Raw genomic sequence first — 17,076 nt, forward strand, 5'->3', positions numbered from 1 at the left:
CTTCCTCGTAGGAGCCAGGCTTGCCGGCGAACCAGGCGACGGTACGCCGCCTTCGCGGGCAAGCCTCGCTCCTACAGGTCTGATGAGATCGACTTGGCTTTCTACGCCTGCCTTAACCCCATCGGGCCACCCCACAGGCTCGCCCGAGATCGAGACGGATGCAGATTATGCACAGGCTAAAGCACGGCCTACTTCAGGCCGCCGGTTGGCTGTTTTACCTAAGTTTATTGATGGGCATCGCCATGGCGCTGCCTGCGTCCACGTTCGACTCCGAATCGAAGGACTTTATCTTCCTGATCGGTATCGTCGGTATCTGGCGTTACTCGATGGGTGCCACACACTTTGTGCGCGGCATGTTTTTTCTGTACGTGGTCTATCCGTACCTGCGGCGCAAAGTGCGCAAGCTGGGCAAAGAGGCAGACCCGTCCCATGTATTTCTGATGGTCACCAGTTTCCGTATCGACGCCCTGACCACCGCTCAGGTCTACAGCTCGGTAATCCGCGAGGCCATCGACTGCGGCCTGCCGACCACCGTGGTCTGCTCCATCGTCGAAATGTCCGATGAACTGCTGGTGAAAAGCCTGTGGAAGCGGATGAACCCGCCTGCGCATGTGAAGCTCGACTTCGTGCGCATTCCCGGCACCGGCAAGCGCGATGGCCTGGCCTACGGTTTCCGCGCCATCTCGCGCCACCTGCCGGACGACCGCGCCGTGGTTGCCGTGATCGATGGCGACACCGTGCTGGCTGAAGGCGTCGTGCTCAAGACCGTGCCGTGGTTCCAGCTGTTCGGCAACGTCGGCGGCCTGACCACCAACGAGTTCTGCGAAGTACGCGGCGGCTACATCATGAGCGAATGGCACAAGCTGCGATTCGCCCAGCGCCACATCAACATGTGTTCGATGGCGTTGTCCAAGCGCGTGCTGACCATGACTGGCCGCATGTCGGTGTTCCGCGCCACCGTGGTGACCAACCCGGAATTCATCGCTGACGTGGAAAGCGACTCGCTGCAACACTGGCGCCTGGGTCGTTTCAAGTTCCTGACCGGCGACGACAAGTCGAGCTGGTTCAGCCTGATGCGTCTGGGCTATGACACTTTCTACGTGCCGGATGCCGCGATCCATACCGTGGAACACCCGCCGGAAAAAAGCTTCATCAAGGCCAGTCGCAAGCTGATGTTCCGCTGGTACGGCAACAACCTGCGGCAGAACTCCCGGGCCCTTGGCCTTGGTGTGAAGCGCCTCGGTGCATTCACATCGGTGGTGCTGTTCGATCAGCGCGTGTCGATGTGGACCTCGCTGCTCGGCCTGACCGTCGCGATCATCGCCACCTTCAAGTATGGCAGCGCGTTCATCCTGGTTTACCTGCTGTGGATCGGCATTACCCGCCTGATCCTGACCGTGTTGCTGTCCTGCTCCGGTCACCGGATCGGCCCGGCTTACCCGGCGATTCTCTATTACAACCAGATCGTCGGCGCGCTGGTGAAGATCTACGTGTTCTTCCGCCTCGACCGACAGTCCTGGAGTCGCCAGCCCACTTCCCTGACCCGTGATCTCGCCAGCTTTCAAGGTTGGTTCAACACTTGGTCGTCTCGGACCATGACCTTCTCCGCCGGCAGCATTTTTGTCGCCGTGCTGCTGTTGATGGTCTGACCGAACTCGCCTGAATTAACTAGGAAATCGCCCATATGAATACCGCCGTCAACTCCAACGTAGTGCACGAATCCGAAGCCCAGCGCCAACACGCTCGTGTGAAAATTCCGGCCAAGCTGCGTTTCTTCGGTCCTGACCGGACCCCGGTTGAAGCCCGGCTCATCGACCTTTCCGCTGGCGGCCTGGCGTTCAACGCTGGTCAGCTGCCGCTGAAAGTCGGCGATGTGCACAAGGCTCGCCTGCAATTCGTGATCGATAACCTCGGTCTGGCCATGGACGTGGAATTGCAAATCCGCTCCGTCGATCGCCAGACCGGTCGCACCGGTTGCCAGTTCCAGAACCTGGAACCCCGTGACATTTCCACCCTGCGCCACTTGATCACTTCGCACTTGGCTGGCGACATCGTCAGCGTGGGTGAAATGCTGGCGACCCTGCAGCGCGACAACTTCACCAAGGCGCGCAAGGTCAAGGATGGTGGTCACGGCATGACTGCGCTGGGCCGTCTGAAGGCGGTGACCTTCAGCGCCGGTATCTTCGCGGTCGGCCTGGTGGCGTTCGGTTTCATCTTCAAGTCCGTGTACGGCATGTACTTCATCAGCCACGCCCAGGCTGGCTTGGTCAGCGTGCAGGGAATGAACATCACCATGCCGCGCGACGGCACCGTGCAGAGCCTGATCAAAGCTGACGGCATTGCCGCCAAAGGCGCCCCACTGGCGACCTTCAGCACCAGCATGCTCGACGTACTCAAGGGCCATCTGGACGAAGGTCAACTGCAACCGTCCAAGGTTGAAGAACTGTTCGGCAAGCAAATGACCGGCACCCTGACGTCGCCATGCGATTGCACCGTGGCTCAGCAACTGGTGGCTAACGGTCAGTACGCCAGCAAAGGCGATGTGATTTTCCAACTGGTGCCGCGTAACACCGAGGCCAACGTTGAAGCACGCTTCTCCTATCGCCAGTTCAGCGACGTGCGTCCTGGCACCACTGTCACCTTCCAGATCTCCGGCGAAGACCAAACCCGTACCGGCAAGATTGTCAGCAGCACCAGCCTGAAAAGCGCCGACCTGTCATCCGACATCCGTGTGCAGATCAAACCTGACGAGCCGCTGGACAGCGCCTTCGCCGGTCGCCCGGTGGAAGTGAACAGCACTCGTGGCCCGAACCTGAGCTGGCTGATCAACAAAGCCATGGCCGCCGGTCTTTAAACAGAGGACATGCCCGTGACCCTATTCAGTCTCCTGAAAACACCGCGAACCCTGTGGGAGCGGGCTTGCCCGCGATTAGATCAGCGCGGTCTTTCTGAAGTACCGAGTCGCCTGAATCGCGGGCAAGCCCGCTCCCACAGTGGTTATGTGGTGTGCTCACTTGCACTGGCCGTGAGCCTGGCCGGTTGCGCCGGCCTGCCCGACCAGCGTCTGGCCAATGAAGCCCTCAAGCGCGGCGACACCGCGCTGGCGGCGCAGAACTACCAGCAATTGGCAAATCTGGGTTACAGCGAAGCTCAGGTTGGCCTGGCCGATCTGCAGGTCGACAGCCGTGACCCGGCGCAAATCAAAAAGGCCGAGGCGACTTACCGCGCCGCGGCCAGTGTCTCGCCGCGGGCCCAGGCTCGCCTGGGACGTCTGCTGGTGGCCAAACCCGGTGCCAGCGAAGCCGAACATCACGAAGCCGAAGCGCTGTTGAAGAAAGCCTCGGCCAATGGCGAAGGCAATACCCTGATCCCGCTGGCGATGCTGTACCTGCAATACCCGCACAGTTTCCCGAACGTCAACGCACAGCAGCAGATCAGCCAATGGCGCGCCCAAGGCAAACCGGAAGCCGGTCTGGCGCAAGTGTTGCTCTATCGCACCCAGGGCACGTACGACCAGCATCTGGATGACGTGGAAAAAATCTGCAAAGCGGCGTTGAACACTACCGATATCTGTTACGTCGAACTGGCCACGGTCTATCAGAAACGCGGCCAGCCAGAACAACAGGCCGAACTGATCAAACAAATGCAGGCCGGCCACAGCCGTGGCGTCGTTTCTGCGCAACGGGTGGACAGTGTGGCCCGTGTGTTGGGCGATGCGAGCCTGGGCAAGACCGACGAAAAAACCGCTCAGTCGCTGCTCGAGGGCATCGCACCTGGCTACCCGGCGTCCTGGGTCAGCCTGGCGCAATTGCTCTACGACTTCCCTGAACTGGGTGATGTCGACGCCATGATGAAGTACCTGGACAACGGTCGCGCCGCCGACCAGCCGCGCGCCGAACTGTTGCTGGGCAAGCTCTACTTCGAAGGCAAAATGGTGCCGGCCGATGCCAAGGTCGCCGAAGAGCACTTCAAGAAAGCCGTCGGCCGGGAAGTCGCCGCCGATTACTACCTCGGCCAGATTTACCGTCGTGGTTACCTGGGCAAGGTCTATCCGCAAAAAGCCCTGGATCACCTGCTGACCGCTGCGCGTAACGGCCAGAACAGTGCCGATTTCGCCATTGCCCAACTGTTCTCCCAAGGCAAGGGCACCCGGCCCGACCCGGTCAACGCTTATGTCTTCAGCCAATTGGCGAAGGCTCAAAACACCCCACAAGCCAATGAGCTTGCGCAAACCATCGAAGCGCAACTGCCGCCTGACCGGCTGGCCGAGGCCCAACGCCTGTTGAAACAAGAACAGGCCATTCGTAGTGCCGTGAGTCCGGACACGCTGGAACTGCACGCTCTGCAAGAAGAAGACGGCGAGGAATCCCTATGAAACTCAATCCATTCGTGAAGGCCGGTATTGGCCTGACATTCGCCCTGCTGTGGTCGTGCCCGACCCTGGCAGCCATGACCGAAGACAAGAACTTCGGCCTCGAAGTCAAAATTACCGGCCAGTCGGAAGACGACCGTGACCTGGGCACTGCCAGCGGCGGCGACGTTTCCGGCGTCGGCCTCGACCTGCGTCCATGGGTATACGGCGAAAGCGGCGCATGGAGTGCCTACGCCATGGGCCAGGCCGTGACGTCCACCGACATCATCGAAACGGATACCCTGCAACAGTCCGACAGCGACGGTACCCAGACCACCGACAACGGTGATCGCAAAACCAAGAAGAACTACCTGGCGATGCGTGAGTTCTGGATCGGCTACAGCGGCCTCACGCCCTACCCTGGCGAGATCCTCAAGCTGGGTCGCCAACGCCTGCGCAACGACGATGGCCAATGGCGCGACACCAACATCGAAGCCCTGAACTGGACCTTCGACACCACCCTGTTGCGCGCCAACGTCGGTATCGCCGAACGCTTCAGCGAATACCGCACCGACTTGAAAGAACTGGCCCCCAAGGATGAGGATCGCCTGCACGTTTTCGGCGACGTCGCCACTCAATGGTCGCCGGGTAACTGGGTCGGCATTCGCGGTCATCACACCCACGATGACGGCCAGCTCGACTACCCGGAACCGGGCGTTGCCGGCGATTCGCTGGATAAGAAACAAAACGGTGACATCAGTTGGCTCGGCCTCACCGCCGACAGCGACGCCTACAACTGGCGCAACACCAACACCGTCAATTACTGGGGCAGCATCACCGGCATGAGCGGCGACACCGACACGGTCAACCCGCTGAACGCCGATGGCACGCGCCCGACCGAAGCCAAGCGCAGTGAAGACCTCAATGGCTGGGCCACCGATATCGGCGTGCGTTTGCGCCTCGATCCGCAGTGGCAAGTCGGTGCGGCTTATGCCCGTGCCAGCGCCGAATACGAACAGACCGGCCTGGAAAGCAACCGCTCGAACTACACCGGTACACGCTCGCGGGTTCACCGTTTCGGCGAAGCCTTCCGTGGCGAAATGAACAACATGCAGACCGCTACCCTGTTCGGTTCGTGGATGCTCAACGACGAATACGACGCCAGCCTGATCTACCACAAGTTCTGGCGCGTGGATGGCAACAAGCCGGTGGGCAGCAATGGCATCAACGCCGTCGAAAACAATACCGACGACGTGACCGGCGCCATTCTCTCCAGCACCTCGCTGCCGCTGGAAGATGGCAACAAAGACCTCGGTCAGGAAATGGACCTGGTGGTCACCAAGTACTTCAAGCAAGGCCTGTTGCCGGCGGCGCTGAGCCAGTCGATCGATGAGCCTTCGGCGCTGGTGCGGTTCCGTGGCGGTGTGTTCAAGCCTGGCGATGCGTATGGCAAAGAAGTCGACTCGTACATGCACCGCGCGTTTGTCGACGTGGTCTGGCGCTTCTGATGCAAACCGCGAAGGGAGTGCCTGACATGAACAGCGCCAAGAAAGGCTCGATCAGCCTGCTGGCCGGCGCGCTGCTGCTCGCCAGCACAGCGGCCTTCGCCACCGTCGAACCGGCCCAGCCTGTGCAAGCGGGAAAACCGACGACCATGGCCAAGGGACTGCAACAGGCCAAGACCTACACCGTCAGCAGCGCGCCAACCGCGCCGCTGGACTTGGCCAAGCCGACATTGCCGGACACCTCTGGCTACACCGCCGAAGCCATCGCCGCGAAAGTCGTGCGCACAAAGCCCGGCAAGATCAGCGTGCGCCGGATGATGCAGGAAAACGCCCTGAAGGACTTCATCGGCGGTGACAACAAGATGGCCGAGTGGGTGGTGCGTCAGCACGGCATCCCGCAGGCGATCTTCGTCGACGACGGCTACATGAACCTAAAGGACCTGGCCAGGAAGCTGCCCAAGCAGTACTTCAGCGAAACCTCGCCGGGCGTGTTCCTGGCGAAGTTGCCGATCGTGGTGGGTAACAAGGGCATTCTGGAAATCGACAAGCAGACCCAGGAACTGCGTCTGTCCCAAGAGAGCGGTTCATTCCTGGTCAATGACGGCCAGCTGTTCGTGCGTGATACCAGAATCACTGGCTGGAGCGAGAAGGCAAACGGCCCGGCGGCCTTCAAGTCGCCCAAGGAATTCCGTCCGTTCCTGCTGTCCTGGGGTGGCACCGAGACGTACATTGCCAACAGCAAGATTGCCAGTTTCGGTTACGCCAACAGTAAGTCCTACGGCGTGAGTATTTCCCAATACACCCCGAACATGGCCAAGGTGCTCAAGCGCCCGGAACCGTCCGGCTGGATCGTCGGCTCCGAGTTCTCGGACATGTGGTACGGCTTCTACTGCTACGAAACCCGCGACTTCGTGGTCAAGGGCAACACCTATAAAGACAACATCGTCTATGGCATCGACCCCCATGACCGCTCCCACGGTCTGATCATCGCCGACAACACGGTGTACGGGACCAGGAAGAAGCACGGGATCATTATTTCCCGTGAGGTCAACGACAGCTTCATCTTCAACAACCGCAGCTACGACAACAAGTTGTCGGGCCTGGTGATCGACCGTAACAGCGTGAACAACCTGATCGCCTACAACGAGATCTACAAGAACCACACCGATGGCATCACCCTCTATGAGAGTGCTGACAACCTGTTGTGGGGCAACAAGGTGATCAGCAACAAGCGCCACGGCATCCGTATTCGTAACAGCGTGAACATTCGCCTGTACGAAAACATCTCGATGGCCAACGGCCTGACCGGTGTCTACGGGCACATCAAAGACCTGACCAACACCGACCGCGACATCAAGCTCGATCCGTTCGACGCCCAGGTGTCGCTGATCGTGGTCGGCGGTGAACTGGCCGCCAACGGCAGCGGACCACTGTCGATCGACTCGCCGCTGAGCGTGGAGCTGTATCGCGTGTCGATGCTCGCCCCGACCAAATCCAGCGGCATCAGCTTCTCGGGGATTCTTGGCGAGCGCCAGGATGAAATTCTCGACCTGCTGGTGCGCCAGCAGAAAGCCGTGCTGATCGACCCTGTCGAACGCCAGACCGAAATGCGGGACTGAGGATAATTTTATGCACCCACACTTGATCAAATTACTCAGCCTGTCGGCCCTGACCGCTGGCATTCTTGCGGCCAGCGGCGGTGTTCGCGCCGATAACGCCGCCAGCGTAAGCGCACCAAAATTCAAGGCCGATGATTGCTGCAATCTCTGCCCCGAAGCCCACGACCCGAAGAACTACACCACCCGTTATCAGCAGAACTTCACCACGCTGGTGCAGGCGCAGGGCGATTGGCTGTTCCGTACGCAAGAAGACTTGCGCACCGAGTTCGACACCACGCCCGCTGGCTACAAACGCTTGAAACAATTGCACGATGCGTTCAAGAGCAAAGGCGTGGAACTGGTCATCGTTTACCAGCCGACCCGTGGTCTGGTGAACCGCAACAAACTGAACCCGGCAGAGAAGGCGAGTTACGACTTCGACAAGGCGCTGAGGAACTACAAAACCATGCTCGGGCGTTTCGCGCAGATGGGTTACGTGGTCCCGGACCTGTCGCCACTGACCAACGAATCGCTGCCCGAAACCCTGCCGGCCCACGATTTCTACTTCCGCGGCGACCAACACTGGACGCCGTATGGCGCCCAGCGCACAGCGAAAATCGTCGCCGAGAAGGTCAAGCAATTGCCGACCTTCGCCGACATTCCCAAGCGTGAATTCGAGACCCATAAGTCGGGTCGCATGGGCAAGACCGGAACGTTGCACAACATGGCGGGTCAACTCTGTGGCACCAGCTATGCGATCCAGTACATGGATCAGTTCACCACCGAGCCAAAAGGCGAAGCGGGCGATGGCGATCTGTTCAGTGATTCCGGCAATCCGCAAATTACCCTGGTCGGCACCAGCCACAGTGGCAAGAACTACAACTTCGCCGGTTTCCTTGAAGAGGCCATCGGCGCCGACATTCTCAACGTGGCATTCCCCGGTGGTGGCTTCGAAGGTTCGATGCTGCAGTACCTGGGCAGCGAAGAGTTCCAGACCAAACCGCCGAAAATCCTCATCTGGGAATTCTCGCCGCTTTATCGCCTCGATCAGGAAACCATCTACCGCCAGATGATGGCGCTGCTGGACAACGGTTGCGAAGGCAAAGACGCGCAAATGAGCGCCAGTGCCACGCTGAAACCGGGCAAAAACGAATTGATGGTCAACAGCAAGAACCTGGACCTGCGCAACAGCAGCCACCAGGTCGACATCCGCTTCGCCGACACCTCGGTGAAAACCTTGCAAGCCACCCTCTGGTACATGAACGGACGCCACGAGGACATCAAGATCGACAAACCGGAAACCTCCGAAACCGACGGGCGTTTCGCCTTCGAGTTGCGTACGGACGAAGACTGGGCCTCGCAGAATTTGCTGGCCGTCGAAGTCCAGGGACCTGAAAAACCAGGCGCCACGCCTCAGAAAGTCGAAGCGAAAATCTGCAAACGCAACGTGTTCTCCGGCACTGGGCAGCGTACCGCTCAAGCCGGGCAATGAGGCTACCTCTTATGAACTGCATGCAAACCCGAACGCTGAAAAAGATACTCGCGCCCTCCCTGCTGACGCTGGCGATGTTCGCCGGCGCCACCCAGGCTGCCGCGCCACTTCGTCCGCCCCAGGGTTACTTTGCGCCCATTGAAAAAGTCAAAACCGGCGACAAGAGTGAAGGCTGCGACGCGATGCCGACGCCTTACACCGGTGCCCTGCAATTTCGCAGCAAATACGAAGGTTCCGACAAAGCCCGTTCGACCCTGAACGAGGCATCGGAAAAAGCGTTCCGCGAGACCACCGCCGACATCACCAAGATCGAGCGCAGCACCAGCAAGCAAGTGATGAAGTTCATGCGTGATGGTCGTCCGGAACAACTGGAATGCACCCTGAATGGGTTGACCGCCTGGGCCAAGGCCGATGCACTGATGTCCAAGGACTTCAACCACACCGGCAAGTCCATGCGCAAATGGGCGTTGGGCAGCATGGCTTCGTCCTATATCCGCCTGAAGTTTTCTGACTCGCGCCCACTGGCCAACCACCCGCAAGAGGCGCAAGTGATTGAAGCCTGGTTCAGCAAAATGGCCGATCAGGTGGTCAGCGATTGGGACAACTTGCCGCTCGAAAAAACCAACAACCACTCGTACTGGGCCGCCTGGTCGGTGATGGCCACGTCGATCGCCACCAACCGCCGCGATCTGTTCGATTGGGCCGTCAAGGAATACAAGGTCGGCGTCAATCAGGTCGACGCTCAAGGCTTCTTGCCCAACGAACTCAAGCGCCAGCAACGCGCCCTCGCCTATCACAACTATGCCCTGCCGCCACTGGCGATGATCGCCAGTTTCGCTCAGGTCAACGGTGTCGATTTGCGTCAGGAAAACAACGGCGCCTTGAAACGCCTGGGCGATCGCGTGCTTGCAGGCGTGAAAGACCCGGATGAATTCGAAGAGAAGAACGGTAAAGAACAGGACATGACCGACCTCAAGGTCGATTCGAAATTCGCCTGGCTCGAACCGTTCTGCTCGCTCTACACCTGCACGCCGGATGTGCTGGCACAGAAACACAAAATGCAGCCGTTCAAGACCTTCCGCCTCGGCGGGGATTTGACCAGGGTCTACGACCCGGCCAGCGAGAAAGGCAAAAAAGGTTCTTAGGGCTGATCATTCCCACGCTCCGCGTGGGAATGCAGCCCGTGACGCTCCGCGTCACATGCCGAAGCGGACGCAGAGCGTCCAGTGAGGCATTCCCACGCAGAGCGTGGGAACGATCGTAACTCTCCAGATTTTGATGGGGGGTTTGGGGGGGCTGCGGCCCTTGACTGTTGGTTAAACATGGAGAGATCGGGATGGTATTTTCATCCAACGTGTTCCTGTTTCTGTTCTTGCCGATCTTTCTCGGCATGTATTACTTGAGCGGAACACGCTATCGCAACTTGCTGCTGCTGATCGCCAGCTACGTGTTCTACGCCTGGTGGCGTGTGGACTTCCTTGCGCTGTTCGCAGCCGTCACGTTGTGGAACTACTGGATCGGCCTGAAAGTCGGTGCGGCAGGTGTTCGGACCAAACCGGCCCAGCGCTGGCTGCTCCTGGGCGTCGGGGTGGATCTGTGCATCCTCGGCTACTTCAAGTACGCCAACTTCGGCGTGGACAGCATCAACGCGATGATGACCTCGGTGGGTCTGTCGCCGTTCATCCTGACCCACGTGCTGCTGCCGATCGGGATCTCGTTCTACATTTTCGAGTCCATCAGCTACATCATCGACGTTTACCGTGGTGACACCCCGGCGACCCGCAACCTGATCGACTTTGCCGCCTTCGTGGCGATCTTCCCGCACTTGATCGCCGGCCCCGTGTTGCGCTTCCGTGACCTGGCCGACCAGTTCAACAACCGCACCCACACCCTCGACAAGTTCTCCGAAGGTGCCACGCGGTTCATGCAAGGCTTCATCAAGAAGGTCTTCATCGCCGACACCCTGGCGGTGGTGGCCGACCATTGCTTCGCCTTGCAAAACCCGACCACGGGCGACGCCTGGCTCGGTGCCCTGGCCTACACCGCGCAGCTGTATTTTGACTTCTCCGGCTACAGCGACATGGCCATCGGCCTGGGCTTGATGATGGGTTTCCGCTTCATGGAAAACTTCAAACAGCCGTACATCAGCCAGTCGATCACCGAGTTCTGGCGTCGCTGGCACATCAGCCTGTCGACCTGGTTGCGTGACTATCTGTACATCACCCTCGGCGGTAACCGTAAAGGCACGCTGATGACCTATCGCAACCTGTTCCTGACCATGCTGCTCGGTGGTCTGTGGCACGGCGCGAACATCACCTACATCATTTGGGGTGCCTGGCACGGCATGTGGCTGGCCATTGAAAAAGCCATCGGCCTGAATACTTCGCCGCGTACCTTCAACCCGGTCCGCTGGGCCCTGACCTTCCTGCTGGTGGTGATGGGTTGGGTGATCTTCCGCGCAGAGAACCTGCACGTCGCCGGTCGCATGTACGGTGCCATGTTCAGCTTCGGCGAATGGTCGCTGTCAGAACTCAACGAGGCCAACCTCACCGGTCTGCAAGTGGCAACCCTGGTGGTGGCTTACGCAACCCTGGCGTACTTCGGTCTGCGTGATTTCTATACCAACCGGCCACCGGCCAAGACCACGCCTGCGGCGAATGCCGCAACCGATGGCCCGGCCGCTGCTCAGCCAGGTTTGATCAAAGCCGTACCGGGCGACAACCCGGGCAGCATCCACGAACCGGGTTACACCGTCGGCGTTGAAGCGACGGTGCAACCGGCCTACTGGACCGCTGACTGGTCCCGTTACGTGATGCGCGCCGTCGTACTGCTGCTGTTCATCGCCTCGATTCTCAAACTCTCGGCGCAAAGCTTCTCGCCGTTCCTCTACTTCCAGTTCTGAGGGATCTGACTATGACCCGCTCATTACGCATCTTCTACATCGCCCTGTTCCTGATGACCTTGCTGGTCCTGGGCGTGTGGTCGGTACGCAGCTTCTTCGGCTTCAGTACCAACGCCGATGCGACCGTGCTCAACGGTCGCTGGAGCAAAGCCGTCGAAACGCACTATGACGACGAGTTCCCGATCAAGCGTCTGGGCACCAACCTGTGGGCCGCGCTGGATTTCAAACTGTTCAATGAAGGGCGCCCGGGCGTGGTGCTCGGTCGCGATCAGTGGCTCTACAGCGATGAAGAGTTCCACCCGATCGTCAACGAAGAGTTGAACCTGCAGGGCAACTACGCGCTGGTCGAAGGTGTGCGCCAGACCTTGAAAAAACAAGGTGTGCAACTGGTGATGGCGATTGTCCCGGCCAAGACCCGTCTGTACCCGGAACATCTGGGTGAAGAGAAGCCGGCAAGTATCCACGCCAATCTGTACAAGGACTTCCATGCTCGTGTGGCGGCCGACAAGATCCTCGCCCCTGACCTGCTCGGCCCGATGCAAAAGGCCAAGCAGGACGGTCAGCAAGTGTTCCTGCGCACCGACACCCACTGGACCCCGGAAGGCGCGCAAGTCGCTGCCCAGACCCTGGCCAAAACCATTGCCGACAAGGCTCCGCTCAGTGGCGAACCGCAAAACTTCGTCACCGAGCCTGCGGAAAAGGTGACGCACAAGGGCGACCTGCGGTTGTTCCTGCCGCTGGACCCGCTGTTCGAAAACCTGATGCCGGCGCAAGAGCCTTTGCAGAAGCGCAACACCGTGGCGGCCCAGGATCAGCCCGCTGGTGACGACGCCCTGTTCGCCAACACTGAAGTGCCGGTGGCCCTGATCGGCACCAGCTACAGCGCCAACCCGAACTGGAACTTCGTCGGTGCGCTGAAAGAAGCACTGCGCAGCGACGTGGTCAATTACGCCGAAGACGGCCATGGCCCGATTCTGCCGATGCTTAGCTACCTGAAAAGCGATGCCTTCAAGAACAGCCCGCCACAAGTGCTGATCTGGGAGTTCCCTGAACGATATCTGCCTGTGAATAACGAAATCGGTGACGCCGACCCGCAGTGGGTCGCAGAGCTTAAACAAGCCGGCGCGCGCCAACAAAACGTAGCTGCAAACACCAAATCCGAGACGCCCGACCGGGCGCAAAACTGAAAGAGAGGTACTTCCATGACTTTCACTACTACTCCTCGCCGTCTCGCTGCTCGTTCTCTGAAAGCAGTTGCCCTCGTCGCCGGCATGAGCGTGCTGTCGATGCAGGCCTTCGCCGGTGACGCCGCACTCTACGGCCCGACCGCACCGAAAGGCTCCAGCTTCGTGCGCATCTACAACGCCGCTAACGCTGAAGTCAGCGCCACCGTTGGCAGCACCAACCTGAGTGAAGTCGCGCCGTTGTCCAGCACCGACTTCAGCTTCATGCCGGGCGGCGATTACAGCGCCAAGGTCGGCAGCCAGACCCTGCCGGTGAAACTGGCCGGCGACCACTATTACACCCTGGTCAACAACGCCAGCGGCGCGCCGCAACTGATCGAAGAGCCGCCGTTCAAGAACAAGCAGAAATCCCTGGTTCGCGTACAGAACCTCAGCGACAAGGCCCTGACCCTGAAAACCGCCGATGGCAAGACCGAAGTGGTTCCGTCCGTGGCTGCCAAGGGTCGTGGCGAGCGTGAAATCAACCCGGTGAAAGTCAGCCTGGCCCTGTTTGACGGCGCCACCAAAATCGGCGACGTGAAGCCGGTTGCCCTGGAACGTGGTGAAGCCGCAGTGCTGTACGTCACCGGCAGCGGCAGCAACCTGTCGCCAGTGTGGGTAAAACGCCCGGTATCGACGCGCTAACACATTTTACGAACTGACCTGGCCCCCTGTGGGAGCCGGCCTGCCGGCGATGCAAACAACTCGGTTTATCAGAAGCATCGAGGTGATGCCATCGCTGGCAGGCCAGCTCCCACAAAGGCCTGACCCAATCGATTTTAAAGGAGTAACAACATGATTCCGGTGATCTTGTCAGGTGGTAGCGGCTCACGTCTTTGGCCGCTTTCGCGCAAGCAATTCCCCAAGCAGTTCCTCGCCCTGACCGGCGAACACACGCTGTTCCAGCAAACCCTGGAACGTCTGGTGTTCGAAGGCATGGACACCCCGATCGTGGTCTGCAACAAGGAACACCGTTTCATCGTCAACGAGCAGTTGAGCGCCCGCAACCTGGACGTGCAGCGCGTGCTGATGGAACCCTTCGGCCGCAACACTTCCCCGGCCGTGGCCCTGACCGCGATGATGCTGGTCAATGAAGGTCGCGACGAGTTGATGCTGGTGCTGCCGGCCGACCACGTGCTGGAAGACCAGAAAGCCCTGCAACGCGCCCTGGCCCTGGCCACCGTAGCGGCCGAGCGTGGCGAGATGGTGCTGTTCGGCGTGCCGGCGACCAAACCGGAAACCGGTTACGGCTACATCAAATCCACCAACGATGCCCTGCTGCCGGAAGGCGTCAGCCGTGTCTCGCACTTCGTCGAAAAACCGGACGTGAAACGCGCCACCGAATTCGTCCAGTCCGGTGGTTATTTCTGGAACAGTGGCATGTTCCTGTTCCGCGCCAGCCGCTTCCTCGAAGAATTGAAAAAGCACGATCCGGACATCTACGACACCTGCGTACTGACGCTGGAGCGTAGCGCCCAGGACGCCGACACCGTCGACATCGACCCTGCCACTTTCGCCTGCTGCCCGGACAATTCCATCGACTACTCGGTGATGGAAAAAACCCAGCGCGCCTGCGTCGTGCCCCTGACCGCCGGCTGGAGCGATGTCGGTTGCTGGTCGTCGCTGTGGGAAGTCAATGAAAAAGATGCCAACGGTAACGTCACCAAAGGCGACGTGGTGATCCAGGACAGCAAGAACTGCATGATCCACGGCAACGGCAAACTGGTGTCGGTGATCGGCCTGGAAAACATCGTGGTCGTCGAAACCAAGGACGCCATGATGATCGCCCACAAGGACAAGGTCCAAGGCGTGAAACAGATGGTCAACACCCTCAACGCGCAGGGCCGCAGCGAAACCCAGACCCACTGCGAAGTCTATCGTCCGTGGGGCTCCTACGACTCGGTGGACATGGGCGGCCGCTTCCAGGTCAAACGCATCTCGGTCAAGCCGGGCGCCTGCCTGTCGCTGCAGATGCACCACCACCGTGCCGAGCACTGGATCGTGGTCAGCGGCACAGCCGAAGTGACCTGCGACGAAAACGTGTTCCTGCTCACTGAAAACCAGTCGACCTACATCCCGATCGCCTCGGTCCACCGTCTGCGCAACCCGGGCAAGATTCCACTCGAGATCATCGAAGTGCAATCGGGCAGCTACCTGGGCGAAGACGATATCGAGCGGTTTGAAGATATCTACGGTCGCTCCAACCCGATCGAGCGTGGCGTGTCGGTGAAAACCATCGCGCAGTAACGCTCAGTAAAACAAGAAGTCCCCGTCCAGCCCGCTGCGTTCCCTATCCGCAGTGGGTTGGGCGGGGGCTTTTTTTTATTTTTTTGATTCGACTGGCCTCATCGCGAGCAGGCTCGCTCCCACAGAGGATTGGCGTCGTTCACCGAATCAGCGTCCTGATTCTGTCGAGAGCGAGCCTGCTCATGATGATGCCTGACCAGCCGCCGCTGAATGAATGCCCATCGCCAATCCCGCCTACGCTTAGGTAGGATGCTCTTTCCCTTCCCGAGGTTTCGCGTCATGTTCATCGGCGTCCTGCTGGTCATCACCTGGCTGATCCTGCTGCTGCGCTACCCGGCCAAGGCCGTGCCGGTCTCCATGGCCGCTGCTGTCGGCTTGGGCCTGGTGGCGGTGTGGGTGTTCTGGCTGGACACCCGCGAGGTCAAGCAACTGGAGCGCCTGGAGCTGCGTATCAGCTATGCGCCCGAGCACTGCCCGGCGGATCGCCCCTTGAAGTTGACGATGAATAACGGCAACGACGTGCCGCTGACCGAACTGCGCTGGCGAATCGCCGCTTATGCACCGGGCGATACGGTCAATCTGGCTGACAATCAATACGCCGCACCGCGTTATCGCGGGCCTGGCGAATTGCAGGCCGGCGGCACTTGGGAAGACTGCTTGCCCATGCCGCCCCTGCGTCCTGGTTATCGCCCGCAAACCCTGGAGTTTCGCGCCGAGCGTTTGCAAGGTAGTTTCTCCGACTGATCCCTTTTCTTTTTGCACAAGGACCGCGCCATGCCCGTTGCGTTGATTACCGGTTGTTCCAGCGGCATTGGCCGCGCCCTCGCCGACGCTTTCAAAAGTGCCGGTTACGAAGTCTGGGCCAGCGCCCGCAAGGCTGAAGACGTAGCGGCCCTGAGTGCCGACGGGTTCACCGCCGTGCAACTGGACGTGAACGATGGCCCGGCCCTCGAACAATTGAGCGAGCGGATCAATCAGCAGCTTGGCGGCCTCGATGTGCTGATCAACAACGCCGGTTATGGCGCCATGGGGCCGCTGCTCGACGGCGGTGTGCCGGCCATGCAGCGGCAATTCGAAACCAACGTGTTTGCGATTGTCGGCGTGACTCGCGCGATGTTCCCGGTGCTGCGTCGCGCCAGGGGCCTGGTGGTGAACATCGGCAGTGTTTCCGGGGTTCTGGTCACGCCATTTGCCGGCGCTTACTGCGCCTCGAAAGCCGCGGTGCATGCCTTGAGCGATGCGTTGCGCATGGAGCTGGCACCGTTCGGTGTGCGGGTCATGGAAGTTCAGCCAGGGGCCATCGCCTCCAGCTTCGCCAAGAATGCCGGCCAAGAAGCTGAGCAACTGATCACCGAGCAATCGCCGTGGTGGCCGCTACGTGAAGGTATTCGCGCACGGGCCAAGGCGTCTCAGGACAAACCGACGCCGGCCAGTGAATTTGCCGCCGGTTTGCTCAAGGCTGTACAGCAAAGCAAGCCGCCACGCCTGATTCGCTTGGGCAATGGCAGCCGGGCGTTGCCGTTGATGGCGCGGTTGTTGCCCAAAGGGTTGCTGGAGTCGGGCTTGATGAAGCGGTTTGGCTTGCGCGGGCAACTTTGAGACCGGGTCGACGCGTTCGCGGGCAAGCCTCGCTCCTACAGGATGAGGGCCCAAAATGGGTGCATAACCTAATGAAATGGCTACCCCCGCCTCCCCCCCTGTGATCGCCCACTAAGCTTTCACCGGGGGCTCATCGGAGATCATTGCCATGAACAACGT

Annotated in this window: 13 protein-coding genes; all 13 read left to right on the top strand. The window is 60.0% G+C overall.

The genetic code is table 11. The features are described from left to right. Positions 1 to 167: 167 nt before the first annotated feature. The 13 genes from alg8 (at position 168) to FHW68_RS26395 (ending at position 16,917) form a co-directional block, all read left to right on the top strand. Positions 168 to 1,649: a mannuronan synthase gene (alg8, locus tag FHW68_RS26335; protein ID WP_371916217.1), complete on the top strand. Its 1,482-nt coding sequence runs from the start codon at positions 168 to 170 to the stop codon at positions 1,647 to 1,649. Between the two features lie 35 nt (positions 1,650 to 1,684). After that, entirely contained in the window at positions 1,685 to 2,854 is a 1,170-nt protein-coding gene (locus FHW68_RS26340) for an alginate biosynthesis protein Alg44 (RefSeq protein WP_095633360.1), read from the top strand. 9 nt (positions 2,855 to 2,863) lie between these two features. Continuing rightward, positions 2,864 to 4,375, top strand: a complete 1,512-nt coding sequence (algK, locus tag FHW68_RS26345) for an alginate biosynthesis TPR repeat lipoprotein AlgK (protein ID WP_177409341.1) — start codon at positions 2,864 to 2,866, stop codon at positions 4,373 to 4,375. Further along, a complete protein-coding gene (locus tag FHW68_RS26350) occupies positions 4,372 to 5,859 on the top strand; it encodes an alginate export family protein (protein ID WP_095633359.1) in 1,488 nt (495 codons plus the stop codon). Before algK ends, FHW68_RS26350 begins: the two co-directional genes overlap by 4 nt. A 26-nt stretch (positions 5,860 to 5,885) precedes the next feature. Further along, positions 5,886 to 7,475: a mannuronan 5-epimerase AlgG gene (gene algG, locus FHW68_RS26355; RefSeq protein ID WP_095633358.1), complete on the top strand. Its 1,590-nt coding sequence runs from the start codon at positions 5,886 to 5,888 to the stop codon at positions 7,473 to 7,475. Between the two features lie 10 nt (positions 7,476 to 7,485). Then, on the top strand, positions 7,486 to 8,946 hold the full coding sequence (locus FHW68_RS26360; protein WP_183683824.1) for an alginate O-acetyltransferase: 1,461 nt from the start codon (positions 7,486 to 7,488) through the stop codon (positions 8,944 to 8,946). Positions 8,947 to 8,957: 11 nt separating this feature from the next. Beyond that, the gene (locus FHW68_RS26365; RefSeq protein ID WP_183683827.1) at positions 8,958 to 10,091 is read left to right on the top strand and encodes a mannuronate-specific alginate lyase; all 1,134 of its coding nucleotides are present in this window, start codon (positions 8,958 to 8,960) and stop codon (positions 10,089 to 10,091) included. Positions 10,092 to 10,282: 191 nt separating this feature from the next. Further along, positions 10,283 to 11,848: an MBOAT family protein gene (locus FHW68_RS26370; protein ID WP_183683829.1), complete on the top strand. Its 1,566-nt coding sequence runs from the start codon at positions 10,283 to 10,285 to the stop codon at positions 11,846 to 11,848. A gap of 11 nt (positions 11,849 to 11,859) precedes the next feature. Next, on the top strand, positions 11,860 to 13,035 hold the full coding sequence (locus FHW68_RS26375; RefSeq protein ID WP_095633354.1) for an alginate O-acetyltransferase: 1,176 nt from the start codon (positions 11,860 to 11,862) through the stop codon (positions 13,033 to 13,035). 15 nt (positions 13,036 to 13,050) lie between these two features. Then, positions 13,051 to 13,716, top strand: coding sequence for an alginate O-acetyltransferase AlgF (locus FHW68_RS26380; protein ID WP_095633353.1), 666 nt, complete (start codon positions 13,051 to 13,053; stop codon positions 13,714 to 13,716). A 150-nt stretch (positions 13,717 to 13,866) separates the two neighbouring features. Beyond that, positions 13,867 to 15,318: a mannose-1-phosphate guanylyltransferase/mannose-6-phosphate isomerase gene (locus FHW68_RS26385; RefSeq protein WP_008070455.1), complete on the top strand. Its 1,452-nt coding sequence runs from the start codon at positions 13,867 to 13,869 to the stop codon at positions 15,316 to 15,318. Between the two features lie 279 nt (positions 15,319 to 15,597). Beyond that, positions 15,598 to 16,062, top strand: a complete 465-nt coding sequence (locus tag FHW68_RS26390) for a multidrug transporter (protein WP_183683831.1) — start codon at positions 15,598 to 15,600, stop codon at positions 16,060 to 16,062. A gap of 30 nt (positions 16,063 to 16,092) precedes the next feature. Further along, positions 16,093 to 16,917, top strand: a complete 825-nt coding sequence (locus tag FHW68_RS26395; protein WP_183683833.1) for an SDR family oxidoreductase — start codon at positions 16,093 to 16,095, stop codon at positions 16,915 to 16,917. The last annotated feature ends 159 nt before the right edge of the window (positions 16,918 to 17,076 follow it).

The organism is Pseudomonas sp. Tn43, assembly GCF_014192635.1.
Lineage (GTDB): Bacteria > Pseudomonadota > Gammaproteobacteria > Pseudomonadales > Pseudomonadaceae > Aquipseudomonas.

What these genes read in the sequence shown, in the direction of transcription:
- alg8 (WP_371916217.1), top strand. Translation starts at nt 168, where the DNA reads ATGCACAGGCTAAAGCACGGCCTACTTCAGGCCGCCGGTTGGCTGTTT.
- FHW68_RS26340 (WP_095633360.1), top strand. Translation starts at nt 1,685, where the DNA reads ATGAATACCGCCGTCAACTCCAACGTAGTGCACGAATCCGAAGCCCAG.
- algK (WP_177409341.1), top strand. Translation starts at nt 2,864, where the DNA reads ATGCCCGTGACCCTATTCAGTCTCCTGAAAACACCGCGAACCCTGTGG.
- FHW68_RS26350 (WP_095633359.1), top strand. Translation starts at nt 4,372, where the DNA reads ATGAAACTCAATCCATTCGTGAAGGCCGGTATTGGCCTGACATTCGCC.
- algG (WP_095633358.1), top strand. Translation starts at nt 5,886, where the DNA reads ATGAACAGCGCCAAGAAAGGCTCGATCAGCCTGCTGGCCGGCGCGCTG.
- FHW68_RS26360 (WP_183683824.1), top strand. Translation starts at nt 7,486, where the DNA reads ATGCACCCACACTTGATCAAATTACTCAGCCTGTCGGCCCTGACCGCT.
- FHW68_RS26365 (WP_183683827.1), top strand. Translation starts at nt 8,958, where the DNA reads ATGAACTGCATGCAAACCCGAACGCTGAAAAAGATACTCGCGCCCTCC.
- FHW68_RS26370 (WP_183683829.1), top strand. Translation starts at nt 10,283, where the DNA reads ATGGTATTTTCATCCAACGTGTTCCTGTTTCTGTTCTTGCCGATCTTT.
- FHW68_RS26375 (WP_095633354.1), top strand. Translation starts at nt 11,860, where the DNA reads ATGACCCGCTCATTACGCATCTTCTACATCGCCCTGTTCCTGATGACC.
- FHW68_RS26380 (WP_095633353.1), top strand. Translation starts at nt 13,051, where the DNA reads ATGACTTTCACTACTACTCCTCGCCGTCTCGCTGCTCGTTCTCTGAAA.
- FHW68_RS26385 (WP_008070455.1), top strand. Translation starts at nt 13,867, where the DNA reads ATGATTCCGGTGATCTTGTCAGGTGGTAGCGGCTCACGTCTTTGGCCG.
- FHW68_RS26390 (WP_183683831.1), top strand. Translation starts at nt 15,598, where the DNA reads ATGTTCATCGGCGTCCTGCTGGTCATCACCTGGCTGATCCTGCTGCTG.
- FHW68_RS26395 (WP_183683833.1), top strand. Translation starts at nt 16,093, where the DNA reads ATGCCCGTTGCGTTGATTACCGGTTGTTCCAGCGGCATTGGCCGCGCC.